Annotated in this window: 14 protein-coding genes; 3 read left to right on the forward strand and 11 right to left on the reverse strand. The window is 35.5% G+C overall.

Annotation, left to right across the window (positions count from 1 at the left end; genetic code table 11):
* Positions 1-256: 256 nt before the first annotated feature.
* On the forward strand, positions 257-727 hold the full coding sequence (locus tag JM172_RS03605) for a GNAT family N-acetyltransferase (protein ID WP_214480700.1): 471 nt from the start codon (positions 257-259) through the stop codon (positions 725-727).
* 208 nt (positions 728-935) lie between these two features.
* Here JM172_RS03605 and JM172_RS03610 read toward each other — a convergent pair whose 3' ends face one another.
* From JM172_RS03610 to JM172_RS03630, 5 genes are all read right to left on the reverse strand, one after another.
* The gene (locus JM172_RS03610) at positions 936-1,910 is read right to left on the reverse strand and encodes an aldo/keto reductase (protein WP_214480734.1); all 975 of its coding nucleotides are present in this window, start codon (positions 1,908-1,910) and stop codon (positions 936-938) included.
* A gap of 485 nt (positions 1,911-2,395) precedes the next feature.
* Positions 2,396-2,851 carry a threonine/serine exporter family protein gene (locus tag JM172_RS03615; RefSeq protein WP_214480701.1) on the reverse strand — a complete coding sequence of 152 codons (456 nt, stop codon included), beginning with the start codon at positions 2,849-2,851 and terminating at the stop codon, positions 2,396-2,398.
* A 15-nt stretch (positions 2,852-2,866) separates the two neighbouring features.
* Positions 2,867-3,628, reverse strand: a complete 762-nt coding sequence (locus tag JM172_RS03620) for a threonine/serine exporter family protein (protein WP_410626036.1) — start codon at positions 3,626-3,628, stop codon at positions 2,867-2,869.
* A 367-nt stretch (positions 3,629-3,995) separates the two neighbouring features.
* A complete protein-coding gene (locus JM172_RS03625; RefSeq protein WP_214480736.1) occupies positions 3,996-4,811 on the reverse strand; it encodes a ZIP family metal transporter in 816 nt (271 codons plus the stop codon).
* Positions 4,812-5,137: 326 nt separating this feature from the next.
* Positions 5,138-6,331, reverse strand: coding sequence for an MFS transporter (locus JM172_RS03630; RefSeq protein ID WP_214480702.1), 1,194 nt, complete (start codon positions 6,329-6,331; stop codon positions 5,138-5,140).
* 511 nt (positions 6,332-6,842) lie between these two features.
* Here JM172_RS03630 and pepT point away from each other — a divergent pair.
* Positions 6,843-8,078 carry a peptidase T gene (gene pepT, locus JM172_RS03635; RefSeq protein ID WP_214480737.1) on the forward strand — a complete coding sequence of 412 codons (1,236 nt, stop codon included), beginning with the start codon at positions 6,843-6,845 and terminating at the stop codon, positions 8,076-8,078.
* Positions 8,079-8,232: 154 nt separating this feature from the next.
* On the opposite strand, the gene JM172_RS03640 is transcribed toward pepT, so the two are convergent.
* The 6 genes from JM172_RS03640 to JM172_RS03665 form a co-directional block, all read right to left on the reverse strand.
* Positions 8,233-8,592, reverse strand: a complete 360-nt coding sequence (locus JM172_RS03640) for a VOC family protein (RefSeq protein WP_214480703.1) — start codon at positions 8,590-8,592, stop codon at positions 8,233-8,235.
* A complete protein-coding gene (locus JM172_RS03645) occupies positions 8,589-9,620 on the reverse strand; it encodes an S-adenosylmethionine:tRNA ribosyltransferase-isomerase (protein ID WP_250886488.1) in 1,032 nt (343 codons plus the stop codon). Before JM172_RS03645 ends, JM172_RS03640 begins: the two co-directional genes overlap by 4 nt.
* Positions 9,620-10,348 carry an SDR family NAD(P)-dependent oxidoreductase gene (locus tag JM172_RS03650; RefSeq protein ID WP_214480705.1) on the reverse strand — a complete coding sequence of 243 codons (729 nt, stop codon included), beginning with the start codon at positions 10,346-10,348 and terminating at the stop codon, positions 9,620-9,622. The genes JM172_RS03645 and JM172_RS03650 overlap by 1 nt, the downstream gene beginning before the upstream one ends.
* A 137-nt stretch (positions 10,349-10,485) precedes the next feature.
* Complete coding sequence (locus JM172_RS03655; RefSeq protein WP_214480706.1) at positions 10,486-11,064, reverse strand: histidine phosphatase family protein; 579 nt, start codon at positions 11,062-11,064, stop codon at positions 10,486-10,488.
* Between the two features lie 745 nt (positions 11,065-11,809).
* Positions 11,810-12,433 (reverse strand): TetR/AcrR family transcriptional regulator, encoded by a 624-nt coding sequence (locus tag JM172_RS03660; protein ID WP_214480707.1) that lies wholly within the window; start codon positions 12,431-12,433, stop codon positions 11,810-11,812.
* Positions 12,387-13,658, reverse strand: coding sequence for an MFS transporter (locus tag JM172_RS03665; RefSeq protein ID WP_250886489.1), 1,272 nt, complete (start codon positions 13,656-13,658; stop codon positions 12,387-12,389). Before JM172_RS03665 ends, JM172_RS03660 begins: the two co-directional genes overlap by 47 nt.
* 544 nt (positions 13,659-14,202) lie before the next feature.
* On the opposite strand from JM172_RS03665, the gene JM172_RS03670 reads away from it, so the two are divergent.
* A complete protein-coding gene (locus JM172_RS03670) occupies positions 14,203-15,990 on the forward strand; it encodes a S9 family peptidase (protein ID WP_214480708.1) in 1,788 nt (595 codons plus the stop codon).
* Positions 15,991-16,305 lie beyond the last annotated feature (315 nt).

Consider the following 16,305-nt stretch of genomic DNA (forward strand, 5'->3'; position numbering starts at 1 on the left):
TTTCTATCTTAATTTTTAAATTATTTTGGATTAGAACTCGAATTGAAATAATGTAGATAACAAGGGAGCTGTTAAGATTCCTTTTGTTCTATGTTACTATTGGTAAATAATGAGTGGTCACCAGTCATTAAGAGGCACAGGGCAATGAACTTTCTACAATGTAGATGTGGAAGTAGCCGTTAAAATAAATATTATCCATACGATTAGCTTCTCTTATAATTGTAAAGCTAATCGTCAATATACTGGAGTGAAGATGATGGAACCCAAATTAGTTATAGCAACAAAAGCTGATGCACAAGCTATTTTTGATATACAAGTAGCTGCATTTACACCCTTATTACATAAGTATAAAGATTATGAAACAAACCCTGCAAATGAAAAAATTGATCGAGTAATTACAAGAATTATCGACCCTAACAGAAATTTCTATAAAATCATTGTCAACCAAACACTAATTGGTGGGATATGTATATATTCGAAAGAAGAAACACGATTTTGGATTAGCCCTATGTTTATTCTCCCATCTTATCAGGGAAATGGGCTAGCTCAAAAAACATTACAATTAATTGAGCAAATGTACCCTCAAGCAAAGAGTTGGGAATTATTAACGATCCTAGAGGAAAAGCGTAATTGTTACTTATATGAAAAAATGGGCTATACAAAGATAGGTTTACACAAAAAAATAAACGATAACTTAACACTAGTTTATTATAAACGGGTAGTTTGATAGATTGAAGGGATAAGGAAAGGTGTTTTATTTTTGGAGTAGCTAAACACTTAGCTATTGGAAGCCATTTATACTTCCGCACATTAGAAATCTATTTAAAAATCAAACAAGCTGGAACAAAGCTTTATATAATTAGAATTCAACGAGGTTGAAACTTGATTGCAACTCGTTGAATTCTAAAATTGGCTACTTTATATATGTATTTCAATCATTTCACAGAAACATCTCTAGACACCATATCTAATTCATCAAGATGGTTTTGTGACAATTTAAATGTTAGTGCGCCAATATTTTCTTGTGCATGATGGTTTTTTGTTGCACCAGGAATGGCAACGATTGTTTCCCCATGAAAGTGGATGAGCCAATTTAAAGCAACTTGACTTGGTGAAACATTGTATTCATCAGCCAAGTTGTCAAGTAAATCAATCAGTGGTTTCGTTCTTTCAAGTGTAGATGTTTTGAAAGAAGAAAAGTGTTTACGTGGCCCCGACATATTTTTAATTAAATCTGGATTTTTATGAAATTTCCCTGTGAGTAACCCTTGCTCTAAAGGAGAATACGCAATAAGTGTGATACCGAGTTCCTTAGCAGCATCTAATATACCGTTCTTCTCAATTCTCCTGTCTAATAAGCTATATTTCACTTGATTAGAAACGAGTGGAAAACCATGTTGATCCAATACTTTATGTGCTTCCCGCATTTTCTCCTCATTAAAATTACTTACACCCGCATGACAGATTTTCCCACTTTTCAGCAACTCAGCCATTTCATCCATTTCAGCCTTAACACTGGAAAAAGAAAATGGTTGATGAACCATATATAAATCTATCTTTCTTCCTTTTAACGCCTTCAGCCTCTCATCAATTGTTTTTGTAATTGATTTTGCAGTACGCATAGCAGGCCACCATTTTGTAGCAATCAATGCATCATTCGCCTTGTCTCCAAGACCATTCAATGCATCAGCAAGCCCTTCCTCTGACTTCCCTTTCCCATACACCTCTGCAGTGTCAAACCAATTAATACCGCCCTCTAAACTAATTTTTACTATTTCTTGAATCTCTTCTTTTTCTAGCACTGGCCAAAAACGGCCTACCATGCCATTCCCTTTACTAAATTGCCACGTACCAAGTCCCAGTGCAGAAATCTCCAAGTCCGATTTACCTAATTTACGAAGCGGAATCATTGTACTTTCCACCACATTCACCACCCCAATACTGGATATATTTGCTTATTATCATATCATTTAGATATGGTCGTGTATACTATCAACCCTTGTCAATCAGCATTCTCTTATGAAATGATAAAAACACTGATTGATATTACGTGGGATTTATCCTTGTTCAATGAAGCTGTATTACCAAGATAGCATTTTTACTATCAAAGCTTCGACGTTTTCTCTTTTTAGCCAATTACAGATTCGCTAGTACTGCATGAATAAGAAACGTACTTCCTAATGATATATTCATATTCAAAAAAAAAAGAACCAACCTGTCTGTTTTTTTGTCTCTTTTTTAAAATTCTGTTGCTATTTTAAATCATGAAAGTTATATGTGGGATCTCATTAATGGTAAATGTAGATGCCATAAATGCTTGGTGTATACTTGCTTATATCTTAGAACGACAAGTAACAACCAATTCGAGTGACATTTTATATTTATTACATAGCTACTATTTTGAGTAGCCTGATCTATTTAATGTAAGTTTTGATTTTCTAATTACTTGATTGATTACTTCCGAAAACACAAGGCCAATGGCAATAGCACCTGAAATCATAAATGCCTTAGCTGCTAAATTTATTGCAGTATTATAATCATTTTGAACAAAATTCCTCATTGCATCATAGGCTAACCCACCTGGTACTAAAGGGATAATTCCAGATACGATAAAAACAATAATTGGTGTTTTATACATTCTGGAAAAAATCTGACTCATTACAGCAACTACAAACGATGCTACAACTGTTGAAAATACTGAATCGATATCATTACCCGTTAACAAGACATAAATGATCCATCCTAACATCCCAACAAAGCCACACTTAATCAACGATTTTCTTGGAACATTAAACATAATGCCAAAGGCTGCTGCTGCAACAAAACTTGTTACAAGTTGTTCTATAATCATTCTTACAGCCCCTTTCTAAAAGATCATAAACACCACTGCTATCCCCGAACCAATTGCAAATGCAGTTAATAAGGCTTCTGCACTTTTTGCTAAGCCTGACATGAGGTGACCAGCCATTAAATCTCTTACAGCATTCGTTAAGAGCAAACCAGGAACTAATGGCATAACTGAACCTATTATAATTTTATCGAGTTCATACCCAAGCTCAATTTGCACAAACAATAAAGCTAACAAACCAATAATGACTGAAGATGTGAACTCAGCAAAAAACTTTATAGGGACTAGCCTATGTAAATAAATCACAAAAAACAAGCCCACACCACCAGCAATAAATGCTGGTATGAAATCTCGCCACTCTCCGTCAAACATAATTAAAAAGCAACCGCTGGTAAAAGCTGCAGCTAAAATTTGCACAAAAAATGGAAAAGCTACATTGGACTGTTCTATTTCTCTTAATGATTGATATGCCTGCTCAATAGTTAATTCACCACTGCTAATTTGCCTTGAAATACTATTAACTAAAGTAACTTTATGCAAATCTGTCGTTCTTTCAGAAATTCTAACTAGCTTAGTCTTAGTCGGATCTACCCCTTCAATTGATAAAATGATGACAGTTGGAGTAACAAAGCTATGTGATTCCTTCACATCAAAAGCTCTTGCGATACGCGTCATCGTATCTTCAACCCGATAAGTTTCAGCACCACTTTGTAACATTATTTTTCCTGCAAGTAGACATACTTCCATAATGTCATACGTCTCATTTATTTGATTATTCATTTCCATTCTCTCCAATAAAAGAAGCGTAAGCACCTTCAATTCCACCTAAATACGAGACCTCGTCCTCTGATGACAACGGTGGTATGTTGCCATCCTGCCTCTCCCCAGTAATGCCCTATAATCGCATTACACCTGCAGGCGCTGGAATTGGTGAAGTCCCCCCGAGTGGAACGTGCCCGAACTAAATATCGTATCTTGTATCGTTAATTTAATTAAAAATTTATACATAATAATACTGTTTACACGTAAGTATCATCATTTGTTTTTCAAGTTTAAATGAAAAACATACATAAAATCAACACCATACTAAAATTAATTGTTAAAAACAAAACAAGCAGACCCTATCAGGATCTGCTTCTCACCTCTGTTACCCTAACGCTACGTCCAAAATCATCATGACGACAAAGCCACCCATTAGTCCAAGTGTAGCCAAATCTGTGCTGCCAGATGATTGAGATTCTGGAATAAGTTCTTCAACGACAACAAAAATCATCGCACCTGCTGCAAAAGCTAACGCATATGGAAGAATAGGTTGAACGAGTAAAACAGCTGCTGCACCAATGACAGCTGCAATCGGCTCAACAATTGCTGAGAGCTGTCCGTAATGAAATGCTCGTGCCCTAGACATCCCTTCCCCTCTTAATGGAACTGAAAGAGCAGCTCCTTCCGGCATATTTTGAATACCAATTCCTATTGCAAGACCAATCGCACCAATTAAAGATGCTTCACCAATCCCCAACGAAGCAGCACCAAAAGCTACACCTATCGCAAGACCTTCAGGGATGTTATGTAACATTATAGCTAAAAATAACAGTGTAGATTTCTGAAACTTCGTTTCGGGGCCTTCTGCTTTTTCTTTTCTCTCACCTAAATGCAAATGTGGCACGATAAAGTCTAATAACCGTATAAACAACCCACCTAGTAAAAAACCAATGGCTGGTGCTAACCAAGGAATTTGACCATTCTGTTCACTAAATTCAATCGATGGAGCTAATAGCGACCAAAAAGACGCAGCAATCATTACACCCGCTGCAAAACCTAACATCATATTTAAAATATGCTTATCAATTTTTCTAAAAAAGAAAACTGTCGCTGCTCCTAGCGCAGTTAACCCCCATGTAAGCATGCCACCTAATAACGCTTGTACCGTTGGATTTAATGAACTAAACCAATCCAAAAACATGATAATCAGTCCTTTCAACCCATAAAAAATTCGACTCAAATCACTAAAAATAGACAATTATTCTTAACTTAAATTATACACCCTTCACTATCTATTTTAAAATGTAGAACATTCTAAGGCTATTTTCTTAAGCTTTGTCTTTTTTGCACTTATATTTGAGCAACTAAATGTATGATAAAATGTTAATAGTCAATAGAGACGAAAAGATGCACCGACGAATATTTACATTCATGCTCAGCTCTTATTATGAAAAGTACTTAATGCAAAAAGAAACTTCCCAATATAAATGAGAAGTTTCTTTTAATATTCCTTTAAAATTATTGCCCCTAAGATGATACTGAATGCTGCTGAGCAATTTTATTTTTTCGACCTTCAAATAATGTAGCTATTATCGCTATTACTAGAAAGATACTGGATATTTGGAACAATGTAGCTATATCAAAAAACGTTGCTAAAATACCAAATACTAATCCACCTAAACCAATACCAAGGTCAATAGCTGAAAACAGCATTCCATTCGCTACACCTCGACGATTAGGAGGTGTTTTAGATAACGTCCACGATTGTAATGTTGGAATTAATGATCCAAAACCAATTCCAAATAAGATACCTGAAATAATAATAAATAAATTAGAGTAAGCCATTGATAGTACCCATAACCCAATAAAGGTTAACGTAAGACAGCTTAACACAATTCCCATTGGACCATTTTTATCAAACCATTTTCCAGCAATTGGTCGAGAAATAGTCGCCATTATCGCATTAAACAAATAAAATAGAAAAATTTGATCTATACCACGTTCTTCTCCAAATATGACGATAAATGTTACAACAGAACCGTAGCCAAATGTTGCGATGATAGTTATAAAAGCTGGATACCAGCTAGATTTTTCAACTAATGAGCCCAAATAAGAAAACTTTAAGTCTTCTTTTTTTGTTGCTTTAACTGTATCTGGAGTTTGGTAACGAATAAGAAATAATAAACAAATAGAGATAAGTCCTAATATTGCAGAAATATATATAAGGTTAGAAAATGATGTAACTTGAAATAAATAAATTCCTAGACTTGGAGCGATAATCATTCCAAGCGTAATAGAAAGGCCAAAATATCCTAACCCTTCCCCTAAACGAGAACTAGGTACAATATCTGAAGCTACCGTTCCATTGACCGTTGTAGACCATCCCCAAGCAAGCCCGTGTAAAAACCTAAAAACCAAAAAAAGGACAACTAATTGAGATACTGGATATAGTAACGTAACTATTAATAAAGAGATGACACCTATTAGCACAAGTGACTTTCTTTCCTTATATTCAAGCATATACCCAATAAACGGACGACTCAATACAGCACCTATTGAAAACAACGCTGTAACTAAGCCAATTTCTAATCCTGACGCACCTATTGACTTAATATATGGAGGTAACGTTGGAATCAACATTTGAAACGACATGAAAACAAATAAGTTACCTAACATAAGCATAATATACGATTTAGTCCATAAAGGCTCTTTAGCTTTCATCACTTCATCCCTCCCCCAAAACTTATAACGATTTATAACCAAAAAAAGATACTCCCTTTATCAAGATTGTTGTCGCAACAAACCCAAGAACGAGAGCAATTTTTTATCGAAATATTCATCTTACACCTAAACAATAATAAAACTCTAACACTTATAAACAATTAAATCAAATTTGCGGTCTTACCTCAATTGCGTTAATCCGGTGATGTGTAATAGTTACATATAGAAGAAGTTATAGATGTTGTCATCTAATGTTTTCGAGGATAAGCTATCGTATAGTTTAGTTGTTCCTTAAGCGACTTTTATTTTTATAGAAAACCAACCATCCTAAAGTCAGCAAGTTATTGTAAACATAAATTTTCAAACCAAAAATTAATTACAATCTCAACAAACTCTACGAAAATAAGCCTACTGTTTTGAAGAAAACACCCGTTAAAGGATCCTTATTAGTGCTTGTAATCGTCATTATGGTAAGATGAAAATATACATAAAAAGGGGATGATAGTTAATGTTGAAGAATGAAATGATCGAACGATTTACTTCTTATGTAAAAGTGGATACTCAGTCCAATGAAGAGAGTCAAACATGTCCTTCAACTCCTGGTCAGCTGACACTTGCTAATATGTTAGTAGATGAACTAAAGGAAATTGGCATGGAGGAAGTTTCAATTGATGAAAATGGTTATGTTATGGCTACTCTCCCATCCAATACTGATAAAGAAGTCCCAACGATTGGCTTTTTAGCACATGTTGATACTGCAACTGACTTTACTGGTACAGGTGTAAATCCACAGATTGTTGAAAGCTATGATGGAAACGATATTGTTTTAAATGAAAAATTACATATCACACTTTCTCCAAAGGACTTTCCTTATCTAGCTGACTACAAAGGACATACACTCATTACAACAGATGGTACGACTTTACTGGGAGCTGATAATAAGGCTGGTATTGCAGAAATTATGACCGCAATGGCTTATTTAATTAAGCACCCAGAAATCAAACATGGTAAAATTCGAGTAGCATTTACACCTGATGAAGAAATTGGTAGAGGACCTCATAAGTTTAATGTTGATGCATTTAATGCTACATATGCTTATACGATTGACGGAGGGCCACTAGGAGAACTTCAATACGAAAGCTTTAATGCAGCAGGAGCAAAAGTTAAAGTAAAAGGAAACAATATACATCCAGGCTCTGCCAAAGGAAAAATGGTCAATTCCGCTAAGATTGCAATGGAGTTTAATCGACGCCTTCCAAAAGAGGAATCACCTGAATACACAGATGGATACGAAGGGTTTTACCATCTCATTTCCATTGAAGGAGACGTTGAGCACACTGTATTAAATTATATTATCCGTGACTTTGATAGAGAAAAATTTAATGCTAGAAAAGCTATGATTCAAAAGATTACTGATGAACTCAAAGCGGAATATGGAAATGACAATATTATTTTAGAAATGAATGATCAATATTACAACATGAGAGAAAAAATTGAACCCGTTAAAGAAATCATTGACATTGCACATGAAGCAATGGAAAAGCTTGAAATTAAACCAATTATAGAACCAATTCGTGGTGGTACGGATGGTTCGCAACTCTCATACATGGGACTGCCTACACCTAATATCTTTACAGGTGGTGAAAACTTCCACGGTAAATATGAGTTTATCTCGGTGGAAAATATGCTTAAAGCAACAAATGTAATTGTAGAAATAGCCAAATCATTTGAAGAAAAAGCTAAATAAATGCATTATTAAGCGAGCAAAAAAGCTTCTACTTCGTATAATTACAAAGTAGAAGCTAGTTTTTTAAAATCACTATCTCGTGAATATGGATATCCTCCTTACATAGCAGAAAAGCAAGTATGCCATTTATAGGCTGACTACCAATCCCATTATTTTACTCGCACTGTATAAATTCAATTAATTCACCGTCCAAGCCACTTACAAAGACCGTTTGCCATCCATTATCCAATTCCAATGGACCTTCTACAATCTTGATTTCATTCTCATTTAGCCAAGCAATAATATTGTGTATGCTTTCAACTTCAAACGCAAAATGAATATCGTCACTAGAAGATACCCGTTCATTTTCATACAATTCAAGACGGAACTGATCAAATATTAGAAACGTGATTGGCTCATCTTCAACAATGATTGTCTTTTCAATTTCAAAGCCCAGTTTTCGATAAAACTGAATGGACTTGTTGACATGCTGAACCTCAAGCGCAATATGGTGAAAGCCTTTGATTAAGCTCATAAGATCATATTCATATCACCGAATTCATGCCATAAATAGCCTTCTTCAATGGCTTGCTGATATGCCTCCATTAAGTAACCCTCATTAATAAATGCTGATAATAATTGTAGGTGACTAGCTTCAGGTTCATGAAACCCAGTAATTAAGCCATCGACAATTTGTAAAGGATAATTTTTTGTTATATATAAATTCGTCCACCCTGTTTGTGATGATAATATATCCCCTTCGTTTGCAACAGTTTCCAATGCTCTTACAACAGTCGTACCGACAGCTATTACTCTATTACCATGTCGTTTCGCTTCTCTAATTATCTTAACTGTTTCTGGAGGTACATCATATGATTCATTATTTTCAGATGGTTGTTGATGATATTTATCATCCAATAAATAACTTAATCCTGTATGAAGCTGAATAAATGCTAGTTTAATTCCCTTTCGCTGTAGTTTTAATAACAGCTCCCAACTAAATGCACGCCCTGCAGATGGCATTTCAACAGATCCTGGCTGTGCTGCATAGACAGTTTGATAATAATCTAACCCCCACCGCTCTGTTATATATTCGTATCGAATGGGCTCACCTAGCGAATAAATTTGTTCATAAAGCTCTGAGCCTTTTAACGAGAACTGTAGTAAAAAGAAAGGTTCTCTGTCTTCCTTCACGGTAGCGCATAATGTAGGTGAAATCATCAAGCGATCACCGACCATTACATCATCATTCACAACTAATGCTTCCCAGCTACTATCTGTAAGTCGATGTGCTAAACGTATTTCAACTCGTTTCTTTACTTCATTATGACCCCGAAGTTGCTCACCATATAAAATGGCAGGGACTGTTCGACTATTATTTAAAACGAGTACATCTCCTGCTGCTAAAAATTTGTCTAAGTTAAAAAATATTGAATGATTTACTGCTCCATTCGTACGATTCAGTACCATCATTCTCACAAAATCCCTTCGAAGCCCTCGCCTTTCTGGAGGGGATGATGCATTGAGTTGATTAGGTAGTTCAAAGTTCAAAGCAGTCTGCATCATAAATCCTCCTTGTCTTCAAGGTATGTTTGTGCATTTAACCTTTGTCCATTAACCTTACTAGCTTTATCAGAAGCTAAATAGAGAAAAACATCTGTTAAATCTTTTGGATTTGCAAGAGGATAATCGCAATCTGGAACTGCAAGATCATGCATTTCAGTGTCCATCTCTCCCGGATCAACCATATTTACTCGTACTCCTGTTTCAGCAACCTCATCTGCCCACGTTTCTGTTAATCCTTCTAATGCAAATTTTGAAATACCATAAGCACCCCATCCAGCATAACCAACATGACCAGCTTCAGAAGTAACATTAATAATTGACCCTTTATTTCGTTGAAGCATACTACTAATGGCGCGTCGAGTTACAAGAAACGGACCAACTGTATTAACTTTTAAAACTTGCTGAAAATCCTCTTCAGGATAATCAAGTAAATATGGCATCGGACTTGGACCTAGCATTGAAGCGTTATTAATTAGCACATCAATATGACCAAAAGTATCTTCCGTGATTGCCACAAACCTTTCCACATCTCTAGGCTCAGATGCATCAGCCTTCATTGCTAACACCATTACACCATATGAAAGTAACTCTTGCTCCACTTCCTGTAAGGCTATCTTACCCCTTGCACAAATGGCTAAATTTGCACCTTCCTTTGCAAAAGCTATCGCTAATGCCTTACCTAACCCTTTAGACGCTCCAGTTATCATCACAACTTTATTCTTCATCTGTCCCTCTCTCCTTTGTCTAGTGTTACTTTAATCATAAAAAAAAGCGACGTCGTTAACGTCGGAGAAAGGTATATATTTTTCATCAATAATTAGATTTAGAAGCACTACTCCAAAAGGTTGAAAAAAGAGTTAAACTACCTCAGGTGTTTCGTACAATTATAAAGGTTACAAGCCCACTTACCTTCTATATTATTTAATATGGTAACTGACGTATTATGTAAATATACTTTCTGAAATTTATCAGGAAGTAAGTGCTTCAAAGTGAGACCGATTAAAGCGCCATGGCTTATTAATAGCACTCTTTTATGTTGATACTTATGTACTATTTCTTCTATAAACTCGGCACCTCTCTTTGCAACATCGTCAAATGTTTCCATGCCAAGGTCCATCTCAAACCATTTGCTACCCCATCTTTCTACTCTTTCCTCTTCAGTCGTACCTTCAATTTCGCCACAGTTAATTTCACGTATTCTTTCATCGACAAAAGCAATAGGTAATTTTAATTTCTCACCAATAATTTGTCCCGTTTCTATTGCTCTTTGTAGGTCACTTGTAATAAGTACGTCCCAATTCTCTTCCTTAAATAAGCGATTCGCGACAGCTAAAGCTTGTTTCCTGCCTTCTTCATTTAAAGGGATATCTGATACACCTTGAGCTTTGTTTAAATCATTCCATTCAGTAACTCCATGCCTTATAAGCCCTATTGTTATCATGTAAAAACCCTCTCTTATCTACTATTCTATTAATCTATATAAGTTACCATAGTTCTTTTTCTACTTGTTACCATAGTTCTTTTTCTACTTGTTAACATAGGTCAGCTACATCACGCTTTATCCTATTACGTATTGTTGCTGTTTACTCATATATTGTTATACTTCGTCCTAGAAATATTAAAGAGTATACATCTAATATACATGGTAACTATGCTATGTTATGGCGTTCGGATAGCACACTATCTACTATCTATTATTAGTTACAAAACAATAAAGTTTACAAAAAGAGCATGTTCTGAAGACAGAATGCTAGGAATGTTAATTAGTACGAGGGTACACGAACCAGAATTAGCAAGCTGGAATGACACATTAAACAAACGTTTGTTTAAAAAAAGGCTCTTTTTTCGGAAACTTTATTGCTATCGTTCGAAAACTTGGAGATAAAGATGTCGCTTTATACAACAGGCACTGTTTTACAGAAGAAAAGTTGCCACGTAATCTAGTTGTATACGTGTTTATTTTTTAGTACGAAAACAACTATCTATGCGAGAGCAGCCTTAAATAAATACTAGAGCCTAACTTTAAAATTAGACTCACATGTCATAGACCTTAGATACCAATAAAAACAACTCTACGATTTATATTCACTATTTGTAACAAATTGCTCCTCTTTGTTCTCTTTGCTTTCAGAACATTTATCATCGAAATAAACAGTTCATTGAAGGAATGGCATGATAAGAAACCCTTACTTAGGCTTATCTACTCCCAACGCCATTTTTAAATATTCAATAAACATAATAGACTGTTCCTTCTTCTTAATATCTTCCTTAGGTAAAATCGAATGGAGTGCTAAGCCATCATTAAAAGCGACAATCGATCTTGCGATAATTTCACTATTATACTTATTACTAAATTCTCCACTATTTTGTCCCGCTTTAATGACAGAGTCATATATTTCAAAAACATTATAATACCGATCTCTGCCATATTTTCTTCGGCGCTCATCATTTCTACCTGTGATAAAAAACTCTAAATTACTTGGAACAAACTCATCCACTTCATCACTAGGCTCTTTTGCTTTACCATGCATGCTCAGTAATAGTAACTCCCAGTATGAATCTACGCTACCTTCCAACAGTTCTTTGTTTTTTGAAACTCCTTTTGCTAAGGCTTCCTTTAAAATTGTTTCATATAAATCTTCTTTATTTGAGAAATATTGATACAATCCACCCCTACTTACTTCAGCTTCCTCCATCACGTGCTTCATCGTAGCTCTTTCGTACCCATGTTTTATAAACACTTGTACTGCTGCCTTTATAATTTTAGCTCGTCGCTTCTGTAGATGCTCCTGGCTTACTTTCGGACACATTATCCTTTCCCCTCTCTATGCTGTTTTTTGCGAAAAACCCTATGAATGATACGATAATCAAGAGTGAGGCAGTAATCATAAACGTTGGAATAACTCCTATTGACGTTGCAAGCCATCCACCTAGTAGCGGTCCAATAATCGTTGCTGTTGTTGTAACACTATTAATGACCCCAAATACCCTTCCTGTCATGTGACCAGGTGTTTCAACCTGTGCAGTTGCATAAAATGGTACAAAAACAACACCAGCTGCAAACCCTGCAAAAAATCCAAGTACAATACCCCATATAATCGAATAGTCTAAATCAACATAAGTTAATACGGACATCATACCAAAACTAAGACCGATTCCACAAACGCCTATTAGCATTAACGGAAAAGCATTATATTCAGTTTTTTTCGCTAATAGTAATCCGGAAAAAAACGTCCCTACGCCAGCTGCTGCAACTACATACCCAAACAAATCAGGAGATGCTGTCGTTAACTCTCTAATTAACACAATAATTTGAGAATCAGATAACTGTAATATCAATAGACTAAAACCTAAAAAGAACATTCCTACAAGCATAAATCTATTAGATTTAATAAACGACATCCCCAAAACAAAATCAGCTTTAAATGACGATTTAACGTGTTCTTCTTCATTATTTTCATCTTGAAACGAATTTACCGCATTTGGTAAAAACAAAATGATTAGAGCTGACACGATGAAAGTTGCTGAATCGATATAAAATACTAGTTTTGCACCAACCGCTGCAACTAATAACCCACTTAATAATGGCCCGATTACCTTCGTAGTTGAATCAATCATAGATGTAATTGACATGGCACCCTTCATATCATCTTGAGGTACTAGTTCTTTTAACTTACCGTTTTTCGCAGGAACAAACACCGCCGAAAACACACCAATTATAAACAAACAAATATATACCATCCATATAGCATCAGCAATCGTCAATATAAGGATGAGTCCTGCACGCACAACATCGGATACTATCATTAACGTCTTTCTATTAAGCCTATCTGCCACAACTCCTGCTACTGGACCTAACAGCGCCATTGGAACAGCCAAGCACAAAAAGATAAGGGATACTTCCATAGGTGTAGCATTCCACTTTAAACCAACGAGAGTTATGATAGCGACAATACTTAACCAATCCCCAATACTTGATATAGCCTGAGCGACCATTAATGTTACATAACCCTTATTTTTCATTAAACTTTTCATTTAAATTTTCCCCCTGTTTCCCCATAATAGACATTGATGTCGTTTTTATTATTATAACGACATTAATGTCGATATTCAAGAGGTTTTTACAAAATTTTTCTAACTTATCGATTTTTTGGGAACATTTCACTCTCAATCCGACGCGAGACGTAAAGAAAATCCAACTTACAGCATAGAATACTTATCATTTATCGGTAATAGAATATTAGTGCGTGTTCATAAAAGTTAATAGTAAAAACCTTTGGGACCATGTATTACCTGCTGTTTTGATTAAGCTCTTTTCATAGATTTGATACTATTTATGCTTTGTTGTTATCCAAATAAAAAAGAACAACACGTTAAGTCATATGCAACTTGCATCGTTTATGAAAAAGCCTTGGCACCAAGAAAACTAATTGAATAAGTGCGTACAATATCAATCCAATGCGAAAACAGCCTATGATAAACAATAATCAACTATAAAGCGCCCATTGTTCATCATAGAACAGCAGTTTTTTCATAATTTATTGAACAGCTTCTCATTCAATTAAAGGGGGAATTTTGAGTGGAATTGTATAAAAAACCGGATGTAGAGCAATTTTTACGTGCCTACACAATTCAAGATTTTGTTGTAAGTAATGATGAAAGACAGCTCGTTTTCAGTACAAATATTAGTGGGAACTATAATTTATGGGGAATGGATTTACCAAGTCAATTTCCGTATCCACTCACATTTAATGATCAGAGTTGTCAAGGGCTTTGCTACGACAAGGCAGGAAGATTTATCATTACAGCTTTTGACCGTGATGGTGATGAAAATTCACAGCTATATATAATACCACCAGAGGGGGGACAGCTGCAGCCTATTAGAATTGCTGAAGGGTTCCAGCATGTATCGCCTATCTTATCAGATGATGGAAAGCGCCTATATTACACTTCTAATAAAGAGGATCCAACCTTTCTGAAAAGCTATTGCTATCACATAGACACAAAGGAAGAAGAAATAATCATAGATGGAGACGGTGGAGCTACATATTTATATGATATTAGCCCAAGTGAAGATAGTTTTCTTTTTATAAAGTATTTCTCTACTACACATATGCTAGCTTATGTAAAAGTAGATAATGAAGTGATTCCCCTAACTCCAGAATCAGATGAGCAGCACACAGTAACAAATGGTGTTTATACCTCAGACTCAGACATCTATTTCATTACTAACTTTGGAGCAGATTTTTCATATATTGCGAAATTTGACTTAGCTGAAAAAGAATTTAGTAAAGTCGTATCACTTCCAAGTGAGGGCTTTAAAATGATTAAGTTTGATGAAAAACATCACCTTTTATATTTGGTTAGTGAGAGAGGTGTAGAGGATCAGCTATACTCTTATGATATTATTACAGCAAAATTGACAGAACTTGAATGTCCAATTGGAAATATCGACAAGCTAGAAGTGACTGCCCAAGGAAATGTATACCTCGTTGGTACATCAGCTACAAAACCTTCAAATATGTTTAGAAAACACGCTAATAAACATCGTTGGGAACAACTTACAAATAACCGTGTTATGGGTGTACATGAAGACGAGCTTATTGATCCAGCTGTTATATCTTATCAATCATTTGATGGCCTCGACATAGAAGCACTCTACTTTAAAGCAAATCCTGTGGCTAGTAACGGTCACGTTATATTATGGCCACATGGAGGTCCTCAGCATGCTGAGCGTAAAGAATTTAACGACGTATTTCAGTACCTTTTAAATGAGGGATATGGTATTTTCGCACCTAATTTCCGTGGATCTACCGGATACGGTTTGGCATTTACAAAAATGGTTGAAGGTGACTGGGGGCATGGACCAAGACTCGATAACATTAAAGGTCTAGAATTTTTATTTAAAAATGGGCTCGCTGCCCGTGACAAAGTACTTCTTATGGGCGGAAGCTACGGTGGTTACATGTCCCTATTACTTCACGGTAGACATTCACAATACTTTAAAGCGGTTGTCGATATTTGTGGACCTAGTGATCTATTCTCCTTCGTTGAGTCAGTACCAGAGCATTGGAAACCAATGTTGACCCAGTGGGTTGGGCACCCAGAAAAAGATAAAGAAAAGCTAATCGAGTTTTCACCGATCACTTATTTAGATAATATGTCTAAGCCGATGTTGGTCATTCAAGGAGCGAACGACCCACGAGTAGTCAAGGAGGAATCTGATAAAATTGTCGCTGTTTTAAAAGAAAAAGGTCGTGAAGTTGAATACCTCGTTTTAGAAGACGAGGGGCATGGTTTTTCCAAAAAAGAAAATGAGGTAAACGTGTACAGAGCAATATGCGAGTTTTTTAATAAATATTTGTAAGCTGTAAGTATTAATTAAACTAGCCTTGTTGCTATTCTTTAGCTCTTTTCGTATGAGTTAACGATATATATTATATGTTTAAGTCATGAGAGAAAAAAATAGTGCACAAATTCTTAATGACAGTAGCCTTAGTTAAACAAGAGACTGGGACAAAACCCACCTCTGAGATGAAAAAGCCGGTGAAATTTTACAAGAAGTAAAATTTCACCGGCTTTATTTATTTTGGAATTAAAATAAAGACCACTTCTGATAAAATAAAGTTACCACACCAAATTTCATCGGAAAGAAGGGTCCTTATGTTTAAAAATTATATCA

This window comes from Bacillus sp. SM2101, from assembly GCF_018588585.1.
GTDB classification, from domain to species: Bacteria; Bacillota; Bacilli; order Bacillales; family SM2101; genus Nanhaiella; species Nanhaiella sioensis.